This is a genomic window from Arcobacter venerupis (assembly GCF_013201665.1).
In the GTDB taxonomy this organism is placed as follows: domain Bacteria; phylum Campylobacterota; class Campylobacteria; order Campylobacterales; family Arcobacteraceae; genus Aliarcobacter; species Aliarcobacter venerupis.
The window spans coordinates 2,987,627-3,013,171 of the sequence record NZ_CP053840.1 but is presented as its reverse complement, the minus strand read 5'-3'; the positions used below and the strand labels follow the sequence as shown (position 1 = coordinate 3,013,171).

Genomic DNA, 25,545 nt, shown 5'->3' with positions numbered 1-25,545 from the left:
ACAAGTAAGAATGAAAGAAGTAATTAATTTTATAAAAGCGCAAAATGTTGAGTCGACGAATTTTTTTGCACAGCTAAAATGTTCTGTTGAAGAGGCTAAAATTTTACAATATTTATCAAAAGAGTATGTAAATGGTAGAGATACTTTAGGAGTTATTGATGTTTTAGGTGAATTTTATGATTTAAAAACATATAAACATTTAGAAAAACTTGATTTAATAAAATCTCTTTTGGAGTTTGGTTGGTTGGTGCAAGTTTCATTTGACCAAGTAAAACTAAGTGAAGTTTCTAAACTTGAACTTATAAATTCTAGTGTTTCTCTTTCAAGTGCGTATTTAAAAATGTTAGAAAATGGTAGTAATGATTTTGTTCTTCCTGAGATTAAAAATTACTCTGACCATTTAGAATACTTACAAGATCAGTTTTTTAGAATTGATTTAGCTCAACAATTAAATGTGGTTAGAAAAAACTTTGATGTAAATAGTCCTAGTTCAAATAGATTAAAATCAAAATTAATTTTATTAGAAAATAGAATTAAAGAGAGAATCAAAGTTACAAGTAATTCTATAATGCTTGAAGATTTTTTCAAAAGTAATGATTTAAATGAGCAAGAACAAACTCTGTTTTTAGCTTTACTAAAAGAAGAATATTCAGGTGGAGATGGAAGTTTAAGAGATATGAACTCTTTGATTGAATTAATCTCAAGTGATGATTATGAAAAAATCAAATATAGAAGTTTACTTGAAGAGAGTTCAACTCTTGTTTCAAAAGCTTTGATTGATTATGATGAAGTTTTAACTCCTTTTGGTGGAATTAATAGAAATTTTTATATTCCAGATGAGGTTTTATATAAAATTTCACATCCAACTAAAAAAAGTACAAATGTTGGAAAAATTAAATTAGATACTGTTATCAAAGAACAAGATATGTTTGAACTTATTTCAACTACAAAAACTTTAGATGATGTAATTTTAAATGAAAAAACAAAAGAGACTTTAGATGCACTTTTAAAACAAGTTGATAAAAATGTAATTAACAGATTAAAACAATGGGGAATTAAAGATAAAAAAAGAGGAATCGAAGCTAAAATCATATTTTATGGAGTTGCAGGAACTGGAAAAACTTTAACTGCTTTAGCTTTAGCAAAATCTCTTAAAAAAGATGTTCTAAGTTTTGACTGTTCAAAAATTTTATCAATGTATATTGGTGAGAGTGAAAAAAATGTTAGAAGTATTTTTGATAAATATTATGACTTAAGAACTCAAACAAAATCAGAACCAGTTTTACTTCTAAATGAAGCAGATCAGTTCTTAAGTGCAAGATCTTCAGGAAGTGCAAGCAGTAGTGATAAGATGCATAATCAAATGCAAAATATCTTTTTAGAACAAATAGAAAGATTCGACGGAATCCTAATTGCAACTACAAATTTACTTGAGAATTTAGATAAGGCATTTTCTAGAAGATTTAATTATAAAATTGAATTTGTAAAACCAAATAAAGCCCAAAGAATAGAGCTTTGGAAAAAACTATTACCAGCAAACTTACCACTTGAAAAAGATTTTAATATTGAAGAATTAGCTAGTTATGAGTTAACAGGTGGACAAATCGAGCTAGTAATTAAGAATACAGCTTACAAAATTGCTGTTAGTGATGAACCTTTATTTAAAATTGAGAATTTTAAAGAGCAAATTACTAAAGAGCAAAAAGGTCAATTTGACAGTGAAACAAAAGTAGGATTTTTCTAAAAACTACTTTTTGTTCTAAAATTATTTTTTCTAATATATAAATTAAAAAATAGATTTTCATAGATATTTCATCTTTTAAAGATAATATTTAAAATTAGTAAAATAGCCCATAAACCTCTGGTATTTTAACTATAGCGTTATTGTTTCCTTTTGTACCAATTTCATTATTATCCTTAGAAAAAGATTAAATTATAAGCTAATTTTTATCAGGTTAGAATATTATTGCTTACATTATGAATAAGTGGCTATTTATTACAAATTAGATATTATATTTGTAGATTGAAATAAACTTTTTTAGCTTTAAAAGGATAAATTTAATGACACATATGGAATTTGCACATCCCTATTTTGGTGCATTTGTGATGTTTATTGTAACATTTGGTGCATTTGGTGCTACGGTATGGCTTTCAAGATTTGTAAGTAGAAAAATTGCAAGACTTGATACTGAAAAATTAAAAACTACTCTATACGAATGTGGACCAGAAGTTACTAAACAACCCAACAGTATTTCAACGCAATTTTATTTAACAGCATTATTATTTATTTTATTTGATGTAGAAATAATATTTATGTTTCCTTGGGCAATCAATTTTAAAATATTAGGATGGTTTGGTTTTATTGAAATGATATTATTTATTACATTATTAGCTATCGGATTTTTATACGCATGGAAAAAAGGAGCGCTTGAATGGCACAGCATAAAATAAATTATTTACAAGATAATGGGGCTGCTGTTAAATTAACAACTATTGATAAATTAGTTAATTTTGGTCGTTCTAACTCTTTATGGCCGATGACTTATGGTTTGGCCTGTTGCGCCATCGAGATGATGGCAACCGGCGCATCTCGATACGATTTTGATAGGTTTGGTACAATTTTTAGGGCAAGCCCTAGACAATCAGATGTTTTAATAATTGCAGGTACTCTTACAAAAAAACATGCTGAATTTATGAGAAGATTATATGATCAAATGCCAGATCCTAAGTGGGTAATTTCTATGGGAAGCTGTGCAAATACAGGTGGAATGTTCAACACTTATGCGACGGTTCAAGGTGCAGATAGAATAATTCCTGTTGATATTTATCTACCTGGCTGTGCTCCAAGACCAGAAACTTTACAATATGCCCTTATGACACTTCAACAAAAAATTAGAAAAGAGTCTATTTTTAGAGCTCACAAGAAAAAGAGGTTAGTATAATGAGAAAATATACGCCAAAAAATAGCGTTCAAAAAGAAGCTTATTTTTCTGATAGATTTTTTGTATCTCCTATTGTTCCTAGATATGAAATAAATTCAGATGAAATTTTTTCAAAAGATTTTCAAAAAATATCAAATCTTATAAATATTAAAGATGCTTATATTGAACATACTCATTTAGTCTTGCACATAAATAAAAATTCAATTATTGAAGCTATGAATTTTTTAAAAAATGAACTTGAATATGATATATTAATTGAAATGTCAGCTATTGATTATTTAGCTACTCGTGATGGGTATGAGATTTTTTATGAAATGTTATCAATGTCAAAACATAAAAGATTAAGAGTTAAATGTTTTTTACAAAAAGATGAAGCAATAGAATCTGTGACTTCAATTTTCAAGTCAGCTAATTGGTCAGAGAGAGAAATGTATGACATGTTAGGTGTAAAAGTAGCAAATCATCCAAACTTAAAAAGAATTATCATGCCAGATGATTGGTATGACCATCCATTGAAAAAAACTTATCCACTTCAAGGTGATGAAGTTGCATCTTGGTACGAAGTTGACAAAATTTTTGGAAAAGAAGCTAGAGATATTATTGGGCCAGAACTTAGAGATTCCGCTGCAATTGATAGATACGATACAACAAGATTTGCAAGACTTGGGCATGAAGTTCCATTTGATACAGATATTTCTCAGTTTGAACCTGAAACTAATATCTCTTATCAAGAAGAGAATACTTCAAAAATTATGAAAAAATTAAAACCTGAAGAATCAGTTGTTTTAAAAAGAAGAAGGTAAGAATATGCAACAACCAAATAGACTAAAACCTTTTTTTGAAAATATTCACTTTGAGCGTGATGATAATACTATGATGGTGAACTTCGGTCCACAACATCCATCTGCTCATGGTCAATTAAGACTTATTTTAGAACTTCAAGGTGAAGAAGTTGTTAAATCAAGACCAATGATTGGATACCTTCATAGAGGTATGGAAAAAATGGCTGAGAATATGATTTATAATGAATTCTTACCAACAACAGATAGAATGGATTATATCGCTGCAACTTCAAATAACTACGGTTATGCCTTAGCAATTGAGCAACTTTTAGGCATTGTTGCTCCAAGACGAGCTGAAATTATTAGAACTATGCTTTTAGAACTAAATAGAATTACTTCACATCTTTTTTGGCTTGCAACTCACGCTCTTGATGTAGGAGCAATGTCTATGTTCCTTTACTGTTTTAGAGAAAGAGAATATGCAATGGACTTAATTGAGGACTATTGTGGAGCAAGACTAACACATAGTGCTGTTAGAATTGGTGGAGTTCCTTTGGATTTACCAGCTAATTGGACAGCAGATTGTTTATCATTTTTAGATGTATTAGAAACAGAACTTAAAACTTATGAAGGGCTTTTAACTGAAAATAGAATCTGGAAAATGAGACTTGAAAATGTTGGAGTTATTACACAAGAAATGGCAAAAGATTGGGGCTGTTCAGGAATTATTTTAAGAGGTTCTGGAATCAAATGGGATTTAAGAAAAGAGATGCCGTATGGAATCTATCCTGAACTTGATTTTGATATTCCTATTTCACATACTAATGACTCTTATGGAAGATATAAAATCTGTATTGCTGAAATGAGAGAATCTTCAAAAATTTTAAAACAGTTAGTTCCTATGTATGAAGAGTCAGATACTCAATTAATGGCTCATGCTCCAAATTATATTTCAGCTCCAAAAGAGCAAATAATGACTCAAAACTACTCTTTAATGCAACACTTTGTTTTAGTAACTCAAGGTATGAGACCACCAGTTGGTGAAGTTTATGTTGCAACTGAATCTCCAAAAGGAGAACTTGGTTATTTTGTAGTAAGTGATGGAAGTCCTTATGCATATAGAATGAAACTGAGAACCCCAAGTTTTCAACATACAGCAATTTTAGAAGAGCTTTTAGTTGGATGTCAATTAGCCGATGTGGTTACAATTATTGGTAACCTAAACATCGTGTTTGGTGAAATAGATAGATAGGGAATGAAGTTATGAAAAGATTTGATTTAAGACACTTAAAAAATGACTTCTACACAAGAATGTTAGAGTTAATGGATAAACAAATTGCTCCTGAAGAGACAGCAATTATTATGTTTGAAATTGGAGATTTTTCTAATATCCAAAAATCAGCCGATGTGATTTATGAAGCTGGTTATACTTTGATGAATTCTATTAAATTTAATGAAGTTGATTGGACATTAGTAGTAAAAAAAGTAAAACCAGAACCAAGAGCTGTGGTTGAAGAAAGTGCTAAAGATGAATAAAATACAACAGATATTAAATAGTGATTTTATCATCACTTTTGGAACTTTTTTAGAAAATGAACAAGTTAAAGATTCTATTGAACAAGCAGTAAAAAACAATAACGCAAAATTTGTTTATATGCATCCAATTGATAATTTTAATTTAAAACCATTTTATACACAATTAATTAAATATGAAGTTGGAAGTGAAGAGGGAATTAGTGCTTTATTATTAAATAGTTTTGCTTCAAACTGTGATGAAAAAATTAAAACTTTTTTAGATGATTTAGACTTAGGTTACATAAGTGCTGAAAGTAGTGCAGGGGAAGAAGAGTTTGAAGAGGCTTTAGAAAACTCGCAAGAAGCAAAAGTTAAAACATTAATTGTTGGAAATGATTTAGTAAATCACGAAAGAGTAGAAAATATTACTAAATTAATTGCAATATTAAAAAAATATTCAGATTTTAATGTAGTTGTTCTAAATGAAGAATTAGCACAAAAAATCAATTCTTGTACAGATTTTGATTTAGAAGAACTAGAAGAATTAAAATCATTTAATGGAACATTAGTTTACAAATTAGTAGATGAACAAAATGATGAATTAATAACAAGTCAAACTTTTGCAAATATAGCAAAGGTATCAAATGGTAATGAAGTTTTCGTAATATCAAAAAATGAAAAAATTAAAAGAGTATTAAAAATTGATGAAAACTTACAAGGAACAATTGCTATTTTAAAAACAAAAAATAGTGAGGATATTTTTGGTGGATACAAATATAAACAAGTAAAGATTGAAAAGGTTGAAGCGTAATGAGCGAGATGATTACATTAACTATTGATGGTAAAAGTGTTCAAGCCAAAGAGGGTGAATCAATTTTAAATGTAGCAAGGGCAAATGATGTATTTGTTCCTGCTGTTTGTTATTTAACAAGATGTTCACCAACACTTGCCTGTAGATTGTGTTTAGTTGAAGCTGATGGAAAACAAGTATATGGCTGTAATACTAAAGTTAAAGCTGACATGAACATTACAACAGTTACCGAAAATATCGAAAAAGAACGACGAGCAATAATGGAAGTTTACGATGTAAACCATCCATTACAATGTGGAGTTTGTGACCAAAGTGGAGAGTGTGAATTACAAAATTACTCTTTGTATATGAAAGTTGATTCTCAATCTTATAGCATCAAAGACATTCACAGACCAACACAACATTGGGGAGTTATGAATTATGACCCAGCTTTATGTATTGTTTGTGAAAGATGTGTAACTGTATGTGAAGATATGGTTGGTTCAAGTGCGCTTAGTACTGTAAAAAGAGATTCTGATAACATTGATAAAGTATTTAAAGATGAGATGCCAAAAGATGCATATGCTATGTGGAATAAACTTAACAAATCACTTATTGGTTATGACGCTGATGCCTGTACCAACTGTGGAGAGTGTATTTCTGCCTGTCCAGTCGGAGCTTTAGTTTCACATGATTTTCAATATACTTCAAATGCTTGGGAACTTAAAAAAATACCAGCAGCTAATCCTCACTCAAGTGATTGCGCATTTTTATATTATGATGTAAAACACGAATCGATAGACAAACATGCAACTAAAAAAATTTATAGAGTAAACAGTGAACCACATTTTTCAACGGTAAATGGAGCTGGAAGATTTGCTTATGATTTTGAAAATAAAGTTCAATCAAAAGATAAAGATGCTTTTGCAAAAGCACTTGAAGCCTTTAAAAAAGCAAAAAATATCAAATTTAATTCATATATCACAAATGAAGAGGCTTTAATTTTACAAAAAATAGCTTCTAAAATGGGTTCAAATCTTGTAAATGAAGATGCAAGAAGATACCAAGAGTTTTTAAGAAATTACTCTAAAACTTCAGGAAAATCACTTTATTCATCAAAACTATCAGATGTTCATAATTCAAACTTTGTGATTTCTGTAGGTTCTTATTTAAAATCTGATTTACCAAATGCTAGATATGCCTTTAATAACTCAGTTTCAATGAATAAAGGAAGTGGTTTATATTTTCATCCAATAGCAGATCCAATTATGGAAAAAATTGGTAAAAAAGGTAAAACAACAGAGTTTATTTATCACGATGCAATGGTTGAAGAATCAATTTTATATTTTATTTTATATAAATTTGCAAAAGATTTACCAGCTGAAGTTCAAGAATATATTAATTCATTTAAAGAGATGAAAACAAAAACTGTTGTTGAAGAAGTTAAAGAAACAGTGGTTGAAATAGTTGTTGATGAAGCAACAGGTGAAGAGAAAGAAGTTAAAAAAGTTGTAACAAATAAAGTTTCAAAAGAAGTGGAGTATGAATATACAAAACTTGTTGAAGCATTTGGGAAAAATGAAAAATTCCTTGATTTAGTTGATGAAATGTTAGCTAAAAAAGATTCTTTCTCTTTAATGGTTGGAGAAGATTTAATCACTCATCCAAATGCTGAAAATCTTGCAAAACTTTGTGGTTTAGTTGATAAACACACAGCTTTTGATGTGGTAATTATTCCATCTCAAACAAATACTTTAGGTGTTGCACAAATCTGTATGCTTTCAAATGAAGTTGAAGGATTTAGTGTGGGTTACAACATTAAAGCAGATTTTGAATTGTCAGCTTTAGGTGATGGAGATTTAGATATTCCAGCACTTAATCAACAAGAGGGAACTTTTACAAATATTGATAAAAAAGTAATTCCTACAAATGCTGCAATAGGCTTTAATGGTTATACATTAAATGAAATTGCAAATGAACTTTTAAATGAAGATGTTGAATATACAATAGAATATACAGCAAAACTTCCTCTTGAAAAAGGTTACAAAGCTCTTGCATTTGACGATTTACCAAACAAATTTGGAAATGACCAAGTTGAATATAGAGGTTATGAATTAACTTCAAATGATACTTTAACTCAAGATACAACAAAACAGATAAGTGTTGAAAAAATATCACTAGATGCTGATGAAATTTTAATTTATAAAGCAAATCCAATTAATCAATTTAATGAATTTACAGCAATTAGCCATGAATTTAAAAGAAATTTACAAGATGGAATTTTCTTCTCAAAAGCTATGTTTGAAAAACTTGAATTATCTGAGGGTGATAAAGTAAAAGTAAATGCAAATAATCAAGAGTTAGTATTAAATGCTTTTGTTGATATTCAAATTGAGGGAAATATTCCTTATGTATCAACATTTATGAAAAATAGCCCATCAAATGTTTTATTTAACAGTTACAGATTTAATAAAGCAAAAGTAGTAAAGGCATAGTATGGAAACAAGTATCATATTAGAAACAGTAATCAAAGTAATAGTTGTTCTTGCAGTTTTCTCAGCACTTGCTGGATTTACAACTTATATTGAAAGAAAAGTTTTAGCATTTATGCAAAGAAGATTGGGGCCTACAAATGTTGGGCCTTATGGATTATTACAAATTGCAGCGGATGGAATTAAACTATTTACAAAAGAAGATTTTATTCCTGCAAATGCATGTAAACCTATTTTTATGGTAGCACCTTTAATAACTGCTGCAACTGCATTTATTGCAATGAGTGCAGTTCCATTTTTTCCAGAATTTGAAATGTTTGGATATACAGTTAGACCAATTATTTCAGATATTAATGTTGGTGTTTTATTTGTAATGTCTGTGGGTGCTGTTGGACTTTATGGCCCATTACTTGGTGGTATGAGTTCTGCAAACAAATGGGCATTACTAGGAGGTGCAAGAACTGCAATCCAACTTTTATCTTATGAAGTTGTATCAGGACTTTCACTTTTATCTCCACTTATGATGGTTGGAAGTTTATCTTTAATTGATATTAATAACTATCAATCAGGAGGAGTTAGTGATTGGATTATTTGGTCTCAACCATTAGCATTTATTTTATTCACAATTGCTGGATTTGCAGAGACAAATAGAACTCCATTTGACTTACTTGAACATGAAGCTGAATTAGTTGCTGGTTATGCAACAGAGTATTCAGGTATGAGATGGGGGATGTTTTTTATTGGAGAATATGCTAATCTTTTTACAATTTCATTTTTAATTACACTAATCTTCTTGGGTGGATTTAATGACTTATGGTTTATCCCAGGTGGATTAGCAATTGTATTAAAAGTTATGGCTTTGATTTTTGTTTTCTTATGGACAAGAGCTTCTTGGCCTCATATTAGACCTGATCAATTGATGTGGTTATGTTGGAAGATATTAATGCCACTATCAGTACTAAATATTTTAGTTACTGGTTTTGTAATGATGTTTTAGGAGTTAAGATGGAACTAAAAGATTTTAAAAATAGAAATGTATCAGATGGATATGTAACAGTTCAAGAAGATAATTATCCTAAAACTTCTTGGGATATGTTCAAACAAGTATTATCAAGATCAGTAAAAGGTGAACTTTTTGCTGGTATGAAAATCACTTTTGGAATAATGTATAGAGCATTATTTAAAGGTGAAATGGCAACGGTTCAATACCCAAAAGAAAAATTACCAATAGGTCCAAGATATAGAGCAGTACATAAACTTCTAAGACTTTTAGAGTCAGGTGAAGAGAGATGTATTGGTTGTGGACTTTGTGAAAAAATTTGTATATCAAACTGTATTAGAATGGAAACTAAAATTGATGAAAATTCAAGAAAAGCAATTACAGAATATACAATTAATATGGGAAGATGTATTTTCTGTGGATATTGTGCTGAAGTTTGTCCAGAACTTGCAATCGTTCATGGTGGAAGATATGAAAATTCAAGTGAACAAAGAGCACATTTCTCACTTAAAGAAGATATTTTAACATCTGCAAATGGTTTAGGTGCACAACTTGAATTTGATGGATATGGTTCGGTGTCACCAGATGCAGATAAAAAAATTAAAAAAACACCATTATCATACTAAGAGGAGTCTAGATGTTTGAAGTTATAGCTTTTATAATATTTTCAGTATTAACTATTAGTATGTTTAGTATTACAGTTTTAACAAATAATGCTTTATATGCATTAAGTTCACTTGCTGCTGGAATGATTTTTATCTCAGCATTTTTCTTTTTATTAAATGCAGATTTCCTTGGAGCCGTTCAAATTGTGGTTTACACAGGTGCAATTATGTCTTTATATGCTTTTGGAATGATGTTTTTTGACTCATTATCAGAAGTAAAAGAAAAAATCAAAAATCCAAGATTAGTATTTTTACTTTCAGGTTTATTAGCAGTTGTAATTGTGGTTGTATTATTAGCACCAGTTATTGGACAAAATATAGAAGCAAATTATCCTATACATCCAGAGTATGGAAATTCAGCAGATGTGGGAATTGTACTGTTTACTAAATATCTTTTGGCTTTTGAACTAGCAGCCATCATGCTTCTTGTTGCAATGGTTGGTGGGCTTGTACTTGCAGGTAAAAAAATGAATGAATCATATTCAGAAATGACAGAAGATGAAATAGATGAAAAAATCAGACTTGATGAAGCATCTGCAAAGGATAATAAATGACTCTTAATGCCTATTTAATACTTTCGACAATTTTATTTTGTATTGGTTTAGTTGGCGTAATTAGAAGAAAAAATGTCTTGATGTTATTTTTCTCAACAGAAATTATGCTAAATGCAGTAAATGTAGGTTTTGCTGCTGTTTCAAAATTTCATGGAGATTTAACAGGACAAATGTTTGCATTTTTTATAATAGCAGTAGCAGCTAGTGAAGTAGCAGTTGGTCTTGGTTTATTGATTTTATGGTACAAAAGAACAGGTTCTATTAACTTAGATGATATTGCAGGGATGAAAGGGTAATTATGGAGAAATATATATACATTGCACTTTTTGCCCCACTTGTAGGTTCTTTAGTAGCAGCTCTTTTTTCTATGCAAGTAAAAACAGCTTTTACAGGATGGTTCACATCTTTTATGTTGGCTGTTTCTATGTATGCATCTTTATATCTATTATATTTTGTTTATACAACAGATACAACTTTACATGTGAATTTATTTGATTGGATTGTAATTGGAAATTTAGATATTCCTTTTGGTTTTGTAGTTGATCAAGTAAGTGTTGTAATGATGAGTGTGGTTACTGTTGTTTCTACAATGGTTCATATTCACTCAATTGGCTATATGGAACACGATAGTGGATTTAATAGATATTTCTCTTATCTTTCAGCTTTTGTATTTTCGATGTTAGTTTTAGTAATGAGTGATAACTTTGCCGTTTTATTTATAGGATGGGAAGGTGTTGGAGTTTGTTCTTGGTTGTTAATTGGTTTTTGGTATCACAAAGAATCAGCAACTTGGGCTGCAAATGAAGCTTTTATTATGAATAGAATTGGAGATTTAGGACTACTTCTTGGTATGTTTGTAATTTATTGGAACATTGGAAGTTTACAATATGATATTGTATTTTCAAAAGTTTCAACTTTAGAAAATAGCACTTTAGTTTGGATTGGTGCTTTATTGTTTTTAGGAGCAATGGGAAAATCAGCACAATTTCCTCTTCATACATGGCTAGCAGATGCAATGGAAGGACCAACTCCTGTTTCTGCATTAATTCACGCAGCTACAATGGTAACAGCTGGGGTTTATTTAGTTGTACGATCTAATGAACTTTATACTTTAATTCCAGAAGTTGGATATGCAATAGCTGCTCTTGGAGCTTTTGTGGCAATTTTTGCAGCTTCTATGGCACTTGTTAATAATGATATGAAAAGAATTATTGCTTATTCTACCCTATCACAACTTGGATATATGTTCGTAGCAGCTGGTCTGGGAGCTTATTGGGTTGCACTTTTCCATTTAGCTGCTCACGCATTTTTTAAATCAGTATTATTTTTGGGTGCAGGAAATGTTATGCATGCAATGGATGATGAATTAGATATTAGAAAAATGGGTGGACTTCATAATAAAATGAAAGCAACTTCAATTATTATGACTATCGCTTCTTTAGCCCTTGCTGGAATCTTTCCCCTTGCTGGATTCTTTTCAAAAGATAAAATTCTAGAAGTTGCATTTAACTCAAATGCAATTGTTTTATGGGCGATATTATGGATAACTGCGGGTTTAACAGCGTTTTATTCATTTAGACTTGTAATGAAAATTTTCTTTGGAGAACAAAATTATTCAAATGAAGAGCATCATCCACACGAAGCTAAAAACTTTGTAATAGCTGCAATGATTCCCCTTGCTATTTTAGCTGTAATTGCTGGTTGGTTTGAACACTCATTTGTAGAGTTTGTTACAAAAGTCCTTCCAACTTGGGATGCAAATATTGATTATTCTGTTGCTTGGATTTTAATTCTTATAACAAGTATTATTGCTATTGGTGGTATTTTGCTTGCTGTATTCAAATACAAGAATGGTGGATTTAGTAAATCTTGGGAAGAAACTTCAATTTATAAATTGTTAAGTAATCAATATTTTATTCCACAATTTTATAAAAATTTTATTTCAATTCCTTATTATAAGTTTTCAGTTTGGGCATGGAAAACAATAGAAATAAAATTAATTGATGGATCAATTGATGGTTTAGCTCATTTTGTTAATAAACTAGGAGTGAAAGTAAGACCAATTCAATCTGGCAATTTATCATCATCTTTAAGACTAATGGTTTTAGGATTAATCACAGGATTAATCTTTGCCTTAGTTTTATCAGTACTTTAAGGGGTTATGTAAATGGAAAATATTTTATCTATGTTGATATTCTTTCCTGCGGCAGCTGCGGTTGTTGGGTTTTTAATTGATAAAGATTCTATGAGACAATTCGGAGTTGTTGTAACTGTTGTTGAATTTGTATTATCACTTTTACTTTGGTATTACTTTGATACAAGTATTTCTGATATGCAATTTGTGCAAAGTTTACCCCTTATTAGTTCTTATGGAATTAATTATTTAGTAGGAGTAGATGGAATTTCATTATTTTTAATAATTATGATTACATTTATGACAATGATTGCTTTAATAGGATTAACAGAGAAAAAAAATGTAAAAAATCTAATTATTACAATGTTATTTTTAGAAATGACAATGGTTGGAGTTTTTGTTTCTTTAGATTTGATTTTATTTTATGTTTTCTGGGAGTTAACACTTATCCCAATGTTTTATGTTATTGGATTTTGGGGAGCAGAGAAAAGATTTTATGCAGCAATTAAATTCTTTTTATATACATTTACAGGTTCTCTAATAATGCTTATTGGGATTTTATATTTTGGGTATATTTTTCATGAAACAACAGGAGTTTGGAGTTTTAGTGTATTAGAATGGAATAGCATTGATCTTCCATTTGATTTACAATTATGGTTATTTATAGCATTCTTTATGGCTTTTGCTGTAAAAGTTCCAATGTTCCCTTTCCATACTTGGCTTCCTTTGGCTCATGGACAAGCACCAACAATTGGTTCAATTATGTTAGCAGCAGTTTTACTAAAAATGGAAACTTATGGATTTATAAGATTTTCACTTCCCTTGTTTCCAGATGCAAGTGTATATTTCGCAGGATTTATGGCAACTCTTGGATTAATTGCAATTATTTATACAGCGATGATTGCCTATGCCCAAGAAGATATGAAACAGATGATTGCTTATTCTTCAATTTCACATATGGGGGTTATTACTCTTGGAGTATTTGCTTTAAATGTTGAGGGAATTTCTGGTGCTGTTTATTTAATGATTGGACATGGTGTTGTATCAGGAGCACTATTTATGAGTGTTGGAGTTTTATACGATAGAAGAAAAACCAAGATGATAAAAGAGTTTGGTGGATTAGCACATAACATGCCAATGTTTGCTCTTGTTTATGCTGTTGTTTTAATGGCTTCAATTGGGTTGCCTTTAACAGTTGGTTTTATTGGTGAGTTCTTATCTCTTTTAGGATTCTTTAAATATTCACCAATTCTTACATTTATTGGAGCTTTAACAATTGTTTTAAGTGCTGTTTATATGTTATCTATGTATAAAAGAACATTTTTTGGAAGATTAAGAAAACCAGAGAATAAAATTTTAAAAGATATTCATGGAAGAGAATTAGTGGCACTTACTTCTTTAGTAGTTTTAATTATAGCTTTAGGAATCTATCCAAAAGTTATATTAGATCCATTAAATACATCAGTTACTCAACTTACGAAAGTAATGGAAGTAAAGGCTGTTAATGATAGTACAAAAGAAAAATTGAGTCTTTTAAACTCTACAGGGGAGGTTAAATAATGCTTGAACCTATAAAAATAAGTCTAGAAAGTTTAAATCTAGGAACTATTGCACCCGTATCTATAGCGATTATTGGAGCTTTGAGTATTTTATTAACGGATATTTTTAATAAAAATAAACATAAATCACTTTATGTAATTTTAGTTGTATTATTTTTGATTTTTGATTTATTTACTCTTTTAGCTTTTCATGGTGATCAAAGAGGAATGTTTGATTTAATGTTATTAGATGGAATTGCAGTTTTATCTCAATGTATAATAATTATTGGTTCAATATTTTTTGTATTTTTAGGATTATCAAAATTAAGACTTCAAGAGTTTAGACATGCTGAATATTTTGCATTGTATTTATTTGCGGTTGCAGGATTCCAATTTATGGTAAGTTCTGATTCTTTGATAATGATATTTGTTGGACTTGAAACATCATCACTTGCTTTGTATACAATGATTGCTATGCATAATAGAATGGTATCAATTGAAGCTGCAGTTAAATACTTTACAATGGGTGCCTTAGCGGCTGCATTTTTTGTATTTGCTGCAATGATATTTTATGCAATAACAGGTACTGTTGAGTTATCTCAAATGGCAGAAGTTTTAACACAAGAAGGTTTCTTATCCCATGAAAATTATGCTAATTATGTTTTGGTATTAGTTGGATTTTCATTTATGTTTGCAGCTATTGGATTTAAATTATCGTTATTCCCTTATCATATTTGGGTTCCAGATGTTTATCAAGGATCAACTTCTGCAATGGCAGGATTTTTATCTGTAATCCCTAAAATGGCTGGATTTGTAGTAGCCTTGAGATTTTTTGAGATATTTATTCATGCAAATGATATTATTATTCAAACTATGCTTTATGTAACAGTTATTTTAACAATGACAATTCCTAATTTAATTGCTTTACAGCAAAAAGATATTAAAAGAATGCTTGCATATTCATCTATTTCAAATGCTGGAATGGCAATGGCTGCAATTGTTATTGGAACACAACAAGCAACTAATGCTTTATTCTTATATTGGATTTTATTTACAATTACAAATTTTGGTGCCTTTGGAATGTTATGGCTTAATAGAGGAAAAGAATTCAAAGATTATGAATCTCCTTATAGCTTTAAAAAATTTTCAGGACTCGCACAAATATCACCATTTACAGCTTCAATATTAGGAATGTTTTTATTTGCATTAACTGGACTTCCTCCTTTTGCACTATTTTGGGGTAAAATGTATTTAGTTGCAAGTGCTGTAAATGCGGGGCATATTGCACTAGCAATTATAATTGTTTTAAACTCTGTAATTGCTGCTTATTACTATTTAAGACCAGTTTCATATATGTTCTTAAGAGACCCAGAAAAAGGTGCAAATGCAAGGTTTATGCAAAATGCAACAACACCTATGAAATCTGTAGTTGGGTTTGTTGTATTTTTAACACTTATTTCTATTTTATTAATAGATCCACTTTTAAATATTATTTCATCTTACGTAGTAAGCTCAGGTTTTTAATATTTCAAGATTCTAATCATTTATAAAAAATGATTAGAATTTATTGTAAAATAAAAACATGAAAAAAATTATTACGCTATTTTTACTTCTTTTTAATTTTGCTTTTTCAAACTCTTTGGGTTTAACTCCAATTGATATTATAATTTTAAAAAAAATAAAATCACTAACAGATGATAATTATATGAAATATACTTTAATGGCAATTGCAATAAAAGAATCATCAGTTGGCAAAAAATTAATCAATCCAATAAGTAATGATTATGGACTATTTCAATCAAATATTAAAAGTGTAATAAGAAGACAAAAAGTCCCAGATACAATGTTTAATAGACAATATTTTGCAAAAAAACTTGTCTATGATGTGGGCTTTTCAACTGCAAATGCAATTGTTGAAATTGACTTTTGGAGAAAAGTACACAAAGACAATTGGATAAAAATTTGGGCAAGTTATAATACTGGATGGCAATATAAAAGCGACACAGGTTTAGAATATGCAACATCGGTTTTTGATATAATTAAAAAGCTAAAATTTGAATATGATTTATAAAATAAGCGTTACTATAACCAAAAGATAAACCATAACTTGTTACAATCCCCCAAGAAAAAAATCAAGGACAAGAAATTGAAAACTATAAGTGTAGCTCATTCACCAGATGCTGATGATATTTTTATGTATTACGCCATTAAATTTGGTTGGGTTACTCCAAAAGATGCTAAGTTTGAAAATATTGCAGATGATATTGAAAGTTTAAATCAAGCAACATTAAAAGGTGAATATGACATTTGTGCAATTTCCTTTGCCTTATATCCTTTTGTAAAAGATGATTATGCTCTATTAAAAACGGCTGTTTCTTTTGGTGAGGGATATGGACCAAAACTTATAAAGAAAAAAGGTGTAAAGTTAAAGAAAAACTTTAAAGTTGCCCTTAGTGGAGAGTTTACAACAAATGCACTTTTATTTAGAATTGCTTATCCAGATGCAAGAGTTACCTATTTGAACTTTTTAGAAATAGAAGAAGCTGTTTTAAATGGAACAGTTGATGCTGGTGTATTAATTCATGAATCAATTTTAACTTATAATAATGAGTTAGAAGTAGAGCGTGAAATGTGGGACATTTGGGTTGAACTTAGTGGTGGAGATTTACCCTTACCCCTTGGTGGAATGTGTTTAAGACGTTCAATTCCACTTCACAGTGCAATAGATTATGAAAATACTTTGATAAAAGCAGTTGAAGTAGCAAATAAAAACAGACGTGTATTAGCCCCAATGTTATTAGAAAAAGGTTTGATTAGAGTTGATGCAGAAACTTTAGATAAATATTTAGATTTATATGCAAATGATAACTCAGTTAAAATGAGTGAAATTCAATATAAAGCCTTAGATAAATTGTATGAGTTAGGATATAAAAATGGCTTTTATGAAAATCTAATAAAAGCAGAAGATTTTTTAATTCCAAATGAGTATGCAGAGTTAAGAGCAAGATAATAGATGTTAAATAGTATAAGAACAATTGATTTTAAAAAATACTCTTCAATAAAAATAGGTCCAGTTTTAGATGTTTTAGAGATAAATGAAATAGGTGATTATAGTGATTATCAAATTATTGGAAGAGGTAATAATCTTTTAATTTCTCCAAATGTAAATAAAAATTTTGCAATTTTAGGTTCAGCTTTTGATTATATTAAGCAAGAAGGGAATCTTCTTTATGTAGGATGTGCAACAACATCAGGTAAACTTCTTACGTTTACAAGAAATAATGACATTGCAAACTTAGAATTTTTAGCCAAACTTCCTGGAAATTTAGGTGGTTTAGTAAAAATGAACGCAGGACTTAAATCTTGGGAAATGTTTAATTATATTCATAGTATAAAAACAAAAGATGGATATATAAAAAAAGAAGATGTAGAATATTCATATAGAGAAACTAAACTTGATACTATTGTTTATGAAGTAGTTTTTAATATTGAGTACGGTTTTAGTAAAGATATGTTAAAAGAGTTTAATAAAATGAGGGATAACCAACCCCGTGTGCCAAGTGCCGGAAGCTGTTTTAAAAACCCAAAAGGTGATTTTGCAGGAAGATTAATTCAAGAGATTGGATTAAAAGGACAAAGGCGAGGTGATATGAGTTTTTCAGAAGAACATGCAAATTTTTTAGTAAATTATGGTGACGGAACTTTTGAAGATGCGATATATTTGATAGAAGTAGCAAAGAAAAAAATAAAAGAGCAGTTTAATATAGATATAGAAGAAGAGATTATTATTTACAAGTAAAATTAATTTATTTATGTTAGAATGCAAACTTTAAAAATAATGAAGGTTTTTTAGTGAAGAATTTAGTAATAGTGGAGTCCCCAGCAAAAGCGAAAACAATATCGAAATTTTTAGGTAGTGATTACACAGTAATGGCCTCAATGGGGCATGTAAGAGACTTACCAAAATCTCAATTAGGTTTTGACCCAGATGATAACTTTAAACCAAAATATTTAGTATCAACAGATAAGAAAAAAGTAATAAGCGATTTAAAAAAACATATTAACAAAGATACAACCATTTACCTAGCGGCCGATGAGGATAGGGAAGGGGAAGCTATTGCTTGGCACTTAATTCCTGCATTAAAAATCGAAAAAAATCCTATAAAAAGAATTGTATTTCATGAAATTACAAAAGATGCAATTTTAGAAGCTTTAGCACATCCAAGAGATGTGGATCAAAATTTAGTTGATGCTCAACAAGCAAGAAGAATTTTAGATAGAGCCGTAGGATATGAACTTTCGCCACTTTTATGGAAAAAAGTAAGATATGGACTAAGTGCAGGTCGTGTTCAATCAGTTGCAGTTAGAATCATCGTTGACAGAGAAAATGAAATTAGAGCATTTATTCCAGAAGAGTATTGGAGAGTAAAAGCTGATTTTATTAATCCTGAATTAAAAGCAGAGTTGGCAAAAATAAATGGTAAAACTTCAAAAGTTGAAAATGAAGAACAAGCATTAAAAATTGAGGACTCTTTAAATCAAGGCATTTACAAACTTGTAGATATTGAAGAAAAAGATAGCACTAGAAATCCAGCAGCTCCTTTTACAACTTCAACACTTCAACAAGAAGCAAGTAGAAAACTTGGACTTTCAGTTAAACAAACAATGATTGTTGCACAACAACTTTATGAAGGGAATGTAGGTAATATTCCAGGCCACACAGGCGGTTTAATTACTTATATGAGAACTGACTCATTAAACCTTTCAACAGTTGCTACAACTGCTGCTAAAGCTGTAATTGAAGAAGAGTATGGGAAAGAGTATTCTCTTCCAAAACCAAGAGTTTACAAATCAAAAGCAAAAGGTGCACAAGAAGCCCATGAAGCAATCAGACCTGTAAATTTAGCTTTAAAACCAAGTGAAATAAAACCTTATGTTGAAAATATTCAATACAAACTTTATAGTCTTATTTGGAAAAGAACACTTGCAACTCAAATGGCTGTTGCAAAAATAGCAAATACAACTTATAAAATTGAAGCAGGGAAAAATAAGGAGTTTGAATTTCAAGTAAAAGGTCAAAGAATTATTTTTGCAGGATTCATGAAAGCTTATACAGAAGGTAGTGATAATCCTGAAGCTGCACTTGATAGTACTGAAAAAATCTTACCAAATATTAATGTTGGAACAATTTTAGAGTTAGAAAATCTAGAGTGTGAACAAAATTTTACAAAACCACCTGCTCGTTATACGGAAGCTTCATTAGTTAAAAAACTTGAAAGTGAGGGAATTGGACGTCCTTCAACTTATGCTCCAACAATTTCAACAATTCAAGCAAGAGAATATGTAACAAAAACTGAAGACAAAAAATTAATTCCGACACCAACAGGTGAAGTTGTAAATAGTTTTTTAGTTGACCATTTTTCTTATATTATTGATTTAGGTTTTACTGCAAAAATTGAAGAAGAGTTTGATGATATTGCACTTGGTAAAATTACTTGGGAACAAGTGATGAGAGACTTTTATGGTAGTTTCAAAAAAACTATTGATGAAAAAGAGACAAGTGTAAATAAAGAAGATTATTTACAAGTACGAGAAATTGGAACAGACCCAAAATCAGGAAAACCCGTTAGTGCCCGTGTAGGAAGATTTGGTCCATTTATTCAAATTGGAACAAAAGATGATGAAGAAAAACCAAAATTTGTGGCAATTCCAGATCATTTAAATATGGACACAATTACATTTGAAGAAGCAATGTTTTTATTTACTCTTCCTAGGGTTGTAGGTCTTGATGTAAATGGTGAAGAAATTAAAGCAAATATTGGAAGATTTGGTCCGTATTTACAAGTAAAAACTAAATATTATTCATTAAAAACTGACGACCCTTATACTGTTGATTTAAATAGAGCTTTAGAGATAATAAAAGATTTAGATGAAGCAAAAGAAAAGGCTACAATAAAAACATTTGATAAGGAAAAAATCCAAGTTTTAACTGGACAATATGGAGCTTATATAAAACAAGGTAGAAAGAATTTCAAAATTCCAAAAGGAATGGAAGCAAATGATTTAACTCTTGAACAATGTTTAGAAATAATTGCAAAAGATTCAAAATCTCCTAAAACAATAAAAACTATAACTGCTAAAAAAACAACAACAAAAAAAGAGCCAGTAGTTAAGAAAACAACAGCTAAAAAGACAACGACTAAAAAAACGACAGCAAAAAAGAGTGCTACTAAATAAGTATGAAAATTGGAATACTATCTGATAGTCACCTAAAAAGTGACTATACGAAAGATGTTATTGATTTTCTAAAAAAGATTAATTGTGAGTATTTAATTCATGCTGGTGATTTATGTATGGAAAAAAATCTTCAATTATTGGAAGAATCTGAATTAAAATATATTGCTGTTTTTGGCAATAATGATAGAAATTTACTTAATTTATCTTTTAAATATAATATAAAACAAGAACCTTATTATTTTAAAATTAAAGATACAACCTTTAAATTAATGCATTTACCTTATTATTTAACTCCCGATAGCCAAATAGTGATTTTTGGGCATACTCATATTTTTGAATGTGATTATAAAAACAAAACACTTTTTTTAAATCCAGGGGAAGTTTGTGCAAGGGAAAAACCTTTGATTGAGTGTGTACAACTAGAGGTTAAAGAAAAAGAGTATATAATCTCGCGTTATTTTAAAAATATTAATGAAATAAATTTTACGAAAGAAGAGTATAAATATGAACGATAATAATGAAGAAATATTCTTATGTGCAATTTGTAATGTTGAAAGTGGTACATGTAATGAAGACTGTAAATTCTGTACACAAAGTGTAAGATATAAAGCTGATATTCAAAGATATACACTTAAAAGTATAGAACAAATTGTATTAGAAGCTGCAAAAGCTAGAGCAAATGGCGCAGTTGGATTTTGTTTAGTAACTGCTGGACTTGGTTTAACAGAGAAAAAAACTAAATTTATTGCCCAAGCTGCACGTGCAATTAATAAAGAAAATTTAGGACTTAGATTAATTGCCTGTAATGGAACAGCTACAGTTGAGCAGTTAAAAGAGTTAAAAGCAGCAGGAATTAGTAACTATAACCATAATTTAGAAACATCAAGAGATTTTTATCCAACAATTTGTACAACTCACTCTTGGGATGAAAGATACCAAACATGTTTAAATGTTAAAGAAGCAGGATTAAAACTTGTTTGTGGTGGAATTTTTGGAATGGGTGAAACTCAAGAAGATAGAATTTCGATGTTAGAAGCAATTAATTCATTAGATCCTATGAATGTTCCTTTAAACTTTTTCCATCCAAATGAAGCTTTACCTATTGTAAAAAATACAATAAATAGAGAAGAAGCTTTTGATTTAATTACTTTGGCACGAAAAATGATTCCAAATGCACATAAAATTATGGTTGCAGGTGGACGTGAGTTAATGTTTGGTGATGAGCAATATGAAATCTTTAAAAGAGGAGCTAATGCTTTTGTTATTGGAGATTATTTAACTACAACTGGAAGAACACCTAAAGATGATGTTGATGCCCTTGAATCTTATGGTTACAAAATTGCTAAAAATTTTCACGTAATGCCAGACGAGAAATAGGAATAATTTAATGAGTGAAGAAATACTAATAATCATATCAATTTCGTTAATAATATTTTCTTCACCCTTAGTTTCAAAACTTTTAAAATTACCTACAATTCCTGTTGAAATTATGTTAGGCGCATTTGCTGCATATTTTGCTTTTATAGTAGATAATCCAATATTTCATCTAGTCGCAGAGTTGGGTTTTTTATATTTAATGTTTCTTGCTGGTATTGAAATTGACTTAAAAAAGCTTCTATGTATTTCTCCAACAATGCTAAAAAAATCTCTTTTATACAATCTTGTACTTTTCTCAAGTTCTGTTCTTATAACATTTTATTTTGATTTAGGAAAAATATTTATAGTTATCTTGCCTCTTATTTCAATTGGTGTATTAGCTGCACTTAAAAAAGAGTATGGAGATACTGAGTGGATTAAACTAGCATTTATTGTGGGTTTAATTGGAGAGGTATTATCAATTTTTGCTCTAACTACAATATCAGCTGCTTTAGAGTTTGGAATGGGCATTGATTTTTATAAAACAATGGCTTTATTTATGCTATTTTTAGTTGTTATGCTAATTATTTATAAGCTATTTCACAATTTCATGTGGTGGTTTCCTGAGATAAAAAACTATTTAATGCCAGAAAAAGATCATCAAGAACAAGATATTAGAATTTCAATGGCAATATTTTTCTTAATGATTACTGTTATGATGTATTTACATTTGGAAATTGCTTTTGGGGCATTTATCGCAGGTATTTTTATTACTACATTTTTTGAAGAGCATAATAAACAATTACCTCATAAATTAGAGCATTTTGGTTTTGGTTGGCTTGTTCCCATATTCTTTATTTCTGTAGGTTCATCTTTAGAAATACAAGCATTATTAAATTGGGATTTAGTCATTAAAGCATTATTGATAACTCTTGCTATGGTTATGATTAGATTAATAGCTTCTTTACTGTTTATAAAAGAGATGGGTTGGAATAAGTTCTTTATGTTAGGTTTATCACATTCAATGCCACTTACACTTTTAATCGCAGTAAGTACAATAGCATACAACAATCATACAATTACACAAGAATACTACTATGCATTTATTTTAGCTTCAATCCTTGAAGTATTACTTGTAATGATTGTTATTAGAATAATTACAAATTTAGTTTATTTTAGAAATAGTAATTAAATTGTCTTTATATGTAACATCAAATTTTGATGGTTTGTCACTTAATTCAATAGCAATTCTAAAATACCCTTCACCTTTATGATTCCCTACAGCAATTTTTGGGAAAGCACTAGATTCTAAACTATCTTTTTTTGTATTGAAATTAACTTTACCTTTATAATCAATGATAATCTTATTTTCTTTAACTATAGAGAATTTTTTAGAAACCTCATAAGAAGTAGTAATTAGTAATTTATTATCATTATATTCAAGCTTTAAAAATGGTAGTATATTTTTTGTAAGTAAAGCTTCATCATCAGCAACATCACTTCTTGGTTTTACATAAACAACTTGTGTTGGTTCAACATTTTTTTGAACTTCTTTTTTTACAAGTTCTTTTGCTTTTTGTTCAGTTTGTTTTTTTGTTTTTTGAATTAAAGAATCAACTTCTCTTTTTGAGTATGAATCATCCTCAATAACAGTAGTAGGTTTACTTGTTTTTTCTTCAACTTTATTTTTATTCTCATTTTGTGAAGAAATATTAAGCATTTTCTCTTGCATCTCTTGTATATAAGGAGCATCTTCCATAGATTTTTTTACAGCTTTTTCATCTAATTGAACTATCTTTCCAAGATCTTGGTCAAAAACTGTTGTTGGTTCAAATGGATTTTCTCTTGCATTCAAATTTAAGGCTAAAATAGATGTTAATGTAAATAAAAATAAAGTTTTCATTCTTCTGGCTCCAAGTTTTTTAATTCAAAATATTCTTTTTGTAAATAAGCATTTTCTTTTTGTAATCTTAAAATCTCTTCTTCGAGATACTCTTTTTTATATTTCAATGAATTATAAACTTGTAAAGAGTTATCCCCAAAAAGAATATTGGTTGCGTGATATGAAAGATATACTGTTAGTGCTAAAGAAAATAATACTATCAGTATAAATTTGTTATATACACGCATTTTTGCTATCATCAATCATTTCTATTTTTTAAAAGGTTCTTTCCCTAAATATTCACTATAACCAATTTCTGCACCAATTTCAAGAAGTCTATTGTATTTAGCAATTCTATCACTTCTTGCTGTACTTCCTGTTTTAATTTGTCCACAATTTAAAGCGACTGCGAAATCTGCAATAAATGCATCTTCACTTTCACCAGATCTGTGAGACATTACACAATTGTAGTTATTTCTTTGAGCAAGTCTGATTGTTTGCATAGTTTCACTAACTGATCCAATTTGATTTGGTTTAATTAAAATTGAGTTTGCAATTCCTTTTTTGATTCCTTCTGCTAAAATTGAAGCATTAGTAACAAATAAATCATCCCCGACTAATTGAACTTTATGCCCTAAAGTTTCAGTTAATATTTTCCATCCATCCCAGTCATCTTCGCTTAAACCATCTTCGATTGAAACGATAGGATATTTTGAACATAAATCAGCATAATACGCAACTAACTCAGCAGATGTAAGTTCTCTATTTTCTGATTTTAATACATAAAGACCTTTTTCATTGATAAGCTCAGATGCTGCAACATCAAGTGCGATAGCAACTTGTTCACCAGCTTTATATCCAGCTTTTTCAATTGCAGTCATAATAACTTGAATTGGTTCTTCATTTGATTTTAAGTTTGGTGCGAATCCACCCTCATCACCAACAGCTGTACTTTCACCCATTGAGTCAATAACTTTTTTTAAGTGTTGATAAATTTCAGCAGTTGCTCTTAATCCTTCATTGAAGTTTTCAAATCCAACAGGCATAATCATATATTCTTGGAAATCTACAGAGTTATTTGCATGTTCTCCACCATTTATGATATTAAACATAGGAACAGGCATAGTCATAGCATTTGCTCCACCTAAATATCTATATAATGGAATTTGTAATGAGTTTGCAGCTGCACGTGCAGTTGCCATTGAAACACCTAAAACTGCATTTGCTCCAAGATTTGAATAGTTATGAGTTCCATCAATATCTTTCATTGTAGCATCAATTTCTGCTTGGTTAAATGGACTTAATCCAATTAATTCATTTGCAATTGTAGTATTTACATTTTCAACAGCTTTTAAAACACCTTTTCCTAAAAATCTATTATCACCGTCTCTTAATTCTAAAGCTTCTCTTTTCCCTGTACTTGCACCACTTGGTACTATAGCACTACCTTTTGTACCATCACTTAATATAACAGTTGCTCTTACAGTTGGATTTCCTCTTGAATCTAATACTTCATCAGCGTATACATTGTCGATAAATACCACTTAGGTCTCCTAATTTCATAATTTCATAGATTATAGCTAAAATAAATTTGTTGTTTGCTTTTGTAGTTTTTGGTTAGTTGTTAAATTTTAGGTATTTTACCAAAGGAAAAGAGT

Annotated in this window: 25 protein-coding genes; 22 read left to right on the top strand and 3 right to left on the bottom strand. The window is 29.6% G+C overall.

Annotated features, from left to right (window positions below; all coding sequences use genetic code 11):
• Positions 1-10 precede the first annotated feature (10 nt).
• The 22 genes from AVENP_RS14920 (at position 11) to AVENP_RS14815 (ending at position 23,197) form a co-directional block, all read left to right on the top strand.
• On the top strand, positions 11-1,744 hold the full coding sequence (locus tag AVENP_RS14920; protein WP_128359534.1) for an ATP-binding protein: 1,734 nt from the start codon (positions 11-13) through the stop codon (positions 1,742-1,744).
• A gap of 317 nt (positions 1,745-2,061) precedes the next feature.
• On the top strand, positions 2,062-2,451 hold the full coding sequence (locus AVENP_RS14915; RefSeq protein WP_128359535.1) for an NAD(P)H-quinone oxidoreductase subunit 3: 390 nt from the start codon (positions 2,062-2,064) through the stop codon (positions 2,449-2,451).
• Positions 2,433-2,942 carry a NuoB/complex I 20 kDa subunit family protein gene (locus tag AVENP_RS14910; protein WP_014475415.1) on the top strand — a complete coding sequence of 170 codons (510 nt, stop codon included), beginning with the start codon at positions 2,433-2,435 and terminating at the stop codon, positions 2,940-2,942. Before AVENP_RS14915 ends, AVENP_RS14910 begins: the two co-directional genes overlap by 19 nt.
• Positions 2,942-3,745 carry an NADH-quinone oxidoreductase subunit C gene (locus AVENP_RS14905; RefSeq protein ID WP_172664334.1) on the top strand — a complete coding sequence of 268 codons (804 nt, stop codon included), beginning with the start codon at positions 2,942-2,944 and terminating at the stop codon, positions 3,743-3,745. Before AVENP_RS14910 ends, AVENP_RS14905 begins: the two co-directional genes overlap by 1 nt.
• Positions 3,746-3,749: 4 nt before the next feature.
• Positions 3,750-4,976 (top strand): NADH dehydrogenase (quinone) subunit D, encoded by a 1,227-nt coding sequence (nuoD, locus tag AVENP_RS14900; RefSeq protein WP_128359537.1) that lies wholly within the window; start codon positions 3,750-3,752, stop codon positions 4,974-4,976.
• A gap of 11 nt (positions 4,977-4,987) precedes the next feature.
• Positions 4,988-5,260, top strand: coding sequence for an NADH-ubiquinone oxidoreductase subunit E family protein (locus AVENP_RS14895; protein WP_128359538.1), 273 nt, complete (start codon positions 4,988-4,990; stop codon positions 5,258-5,260).
• A complete protein-coding gene (locus AVENP_RS14890; RefSeq protein ID WP_128359539.1) occupies positions 5,253-6,050 on the top strand; it encodes a hypothetical protein in 798 nt (265 codons plus the stop codon). Before AVENP_RS14895 ends, AVENP_RS14890 begins: the two co-directional genes overlap by 8 nt.
• A complete protein-coding gene (locus AVENP_RS14885; protein ID WP_128359540.1) occupies positions 6,050-8,524 on the top strand; it encodes an NADH-quinone oxidoreductase subunit G in 2,475 nt (824 codons plus the stop codon). Before AVENP_RS14890 ends, AVENP_RS14885 begins: the two co-directional genes overlap by 1 nt.
• Position 8,525: 1 nt before the next feature.
• The gene (nuoH, locus tag AVENP_RS14880) at positions 8,526-9,518 is read left to right on the top strand and encodes an NADH-quinone oxidoreductase subunit NuoH (protein WP_128359541.1); all 993 of its coding nucleotides are present in this window, start codon (positions 8,526-8,528) and stop codon (positions 9,516-9,518) included.
• 8 nt (positions 9,519-9,526) lie between these two features.
• Positions 9,527-10,147 (top strand): NADH-quinone oxidoreductase subunit NuoI, encoded by a 621-nt coding sequence (gene nuoI, locus AVENP_RS14875; RefSeq protein WP_128359542.1) that lies wholly within the window; start codon positions 9,527-9,529, stop codon positions 10,145-10,147.
• Between the two features lie 11 nt (positions 10,148-10,158).
• The gene (locus AVENP_RS14870) at positions 10,159-10,740 is read left to right on the top strand and encodes an NADH-quinone oxidoreductase subunit J (protein ID WP_128359543.1); all 582 of its coding nucleotides are present in this window, start codon (positions 10,159-10,161) and stop codon (positions 10,738-10,740) included.
• Positions 10,737-11,036 (top strand): NADH-quinone oxidoreductase subunit NuoK, encoded by a 300-nt coding sequence (nuoK, locus tag AVENP_RS14865; RefSeq protein WP_128359544.1) that lies wholly within the window; start codon positions 10,737-10,739, stop codon positions 11,034-11,036. The genes AVENP_RS14870 and nuoK overlap by 4 nt, the downstream gene beginning before the upstream one ends.
• 2 nt (positions 11,037-11,038) lie before the next feature.
• On the top strand, positions 11,039-12,895 hold the full coding sequence (gene nuoL / locus AVENP_RS14860; RefSeq protein ID WP_128359545.1) for an NADH-quinone oxidoreductase subunit L: 1,857 nt from the start codon (positions 11,039-11,041) through the stop codon (positions 12,893-12,895).
• Positions 12,896-12,907: 12 nt separating this feature from the next.
• Positions 12,908-14,434, top strand: coding sequence for an NADH-quinone oxidoreductase subunit M (locus AVENP_RS14855; RefSeq protein WP_128359546.1), 1,527 nt, complete (start codon positions 12,908-12,910; stop codon positions 14,432-14,434).
• Positions 14,434-15,936 (top strand): NADH-quinone oxidoreductase subunit NuoN, encoded by a 1,503-nt coding sequence (nuoN, locus tag AVENP_RS14850; protein ID WP_128359547.1) that lies wholly within the window; start codon positions 14,434-14,436, stop codon positions 15,934-15,936. Before AVENP_RS14855 ends, nuoN begins: the two co-directional genes overlap by 1 nt.
• A 58-nt stretch (positions 15,937-15,994) precedes the next feature.
• The gene (locus tag AVENP_RS14845; protein WP_128359548.1) at positions 15,995-16,483 is read left to right on the top strand and encodes a transglycosylase SLT domain-containing protein; all 489 of its coding nucleotides are present in this window, start codon (positions 15,995-15,997) and stop codon (positions 16,481-16,483) included.
• A gap of 75 nt (positions 16,484-16,558) precedes the next feature.
• Positions 16,559-17,422, top strand: a complete 864-nt coding sequence (locus AVENP_RS14840) for a menaquinone biosynthesis family protein (RefSeq protein WP_128359549.1) — start codon at positions 16,559-16,561, stop codon at positions 17,420-17,422.
• 3 nt (positions 17,423-17,425) lie between these two features.
• Positions 17,426-18,211 carry a UDP-N-acetylmuramate dehydrogenase gene (locus tag AVENP_RS14835; protein ID WP_128359550.1) on the top strand — a complete coding sequence of 262 codons (786 nt, stop codon included), beginning with the start codon at positions 17,426-17,428 and terminating at the stop codon, positions 18,209-18,211.
• 53 nt (positions 18,212-18,264) lie between these two features.
• A complete protein-coding gene (gene topA / locus AVENP_RS14830; protein WP_128359551.1) occupies positions 18,265-20,649 on the top strand; it encodes a type I DNA topoisomerase in 2,385 nt (794 codons plus the stop codon).
• A gap of 2 nt (positions 20,650-20,651) precedes the next feature.
• Positions 20,652-21,164: a YfcE family phosphodiesterase gene (locus AVENP_RS14825; RefSeq protein ID WP_128359552.1), complete on the top strand. Its 513-nt coding sequence runs from the start codon at positions 20,652-20,654 to the stop codon at positions 21,162-21,164.
• Complete coding sequence (locus AVENP_RS14820) at positions 21,154-22,026, top strand: biotin synthase (RefSeq protein WP_128359553.1); 873 nt, start codon at positions 21,154-21,156, stop codon at positions 22,024-22,026. The genes AVENP_RS14825 and AVENP_RS14820 overlap by 11 nt, the downstream gene beginning before the upstream one ends.
• A gap of 10 nt (positions 22,027-22,036) precedes the next feature.
• Positions 22,037-23,197, top strand: a complete 1,161-nt coding sequence (locus tag AVENP_RS14815; RefSeq protein WP_128359554.1) for a cation:proton antiporter — start codon at positions 22,037-22,039, stop codon at positions 23,195-23,197.
• Here the strand turns inward: AVENP_RS14815 and AVENP_RS14810 are convergent.
• Genes AVENP_RS14810 through eno form a run of 3 tightly spaced genes read right to left on the bottom strand, consistent with a single transcriptional unit; the run spans position 23,171 to position 25,431 of the window.
• Positions 23,171-23,908 carry an AMIN domain-containing protein gene (locus AVENP_RS14810; RefSeq protein ID WP_128359555.1) on the bottom strand — a complete coding sequence of 246 codons (738 nt, stop codon included), beginning with the start codon at positions 23,906-23,908 and terminating at the stop codon, positions 23,171-23,173. The two genes, AVENP_RS14815 and AVENP_RS14810, sit on opposite strands and share 27 nt — an antisense overlap.
• Positions 23,905-24,147, bottom strand: a complete 243-nt coding sequence (locus AVENP_RS14805) for an FtsB family cell division protein (RefSeq protein WP_128359556.1) — start codon at positions 24,145-24,147, stop codon at positions 23,905-23,907. Before AVENP_RS14805 ends, AVENP_RS14810 begins: the two co-directional genes overlap by 4 nt.
• Before the next feature lie 9 nt (positions 24,148-24,156).
• Entirely contained in the window at positions 24,157-25,431 is a 1,275-nt protein-coding gene (eno, locus tag AVENP_RS14800; RefSeq protein ID WP_128359557.1) for a phosphopyruvate hydratase, read from the bottom strand.
• Positions 25,432-25,545 lie beyond the last annotated feature (114 nt).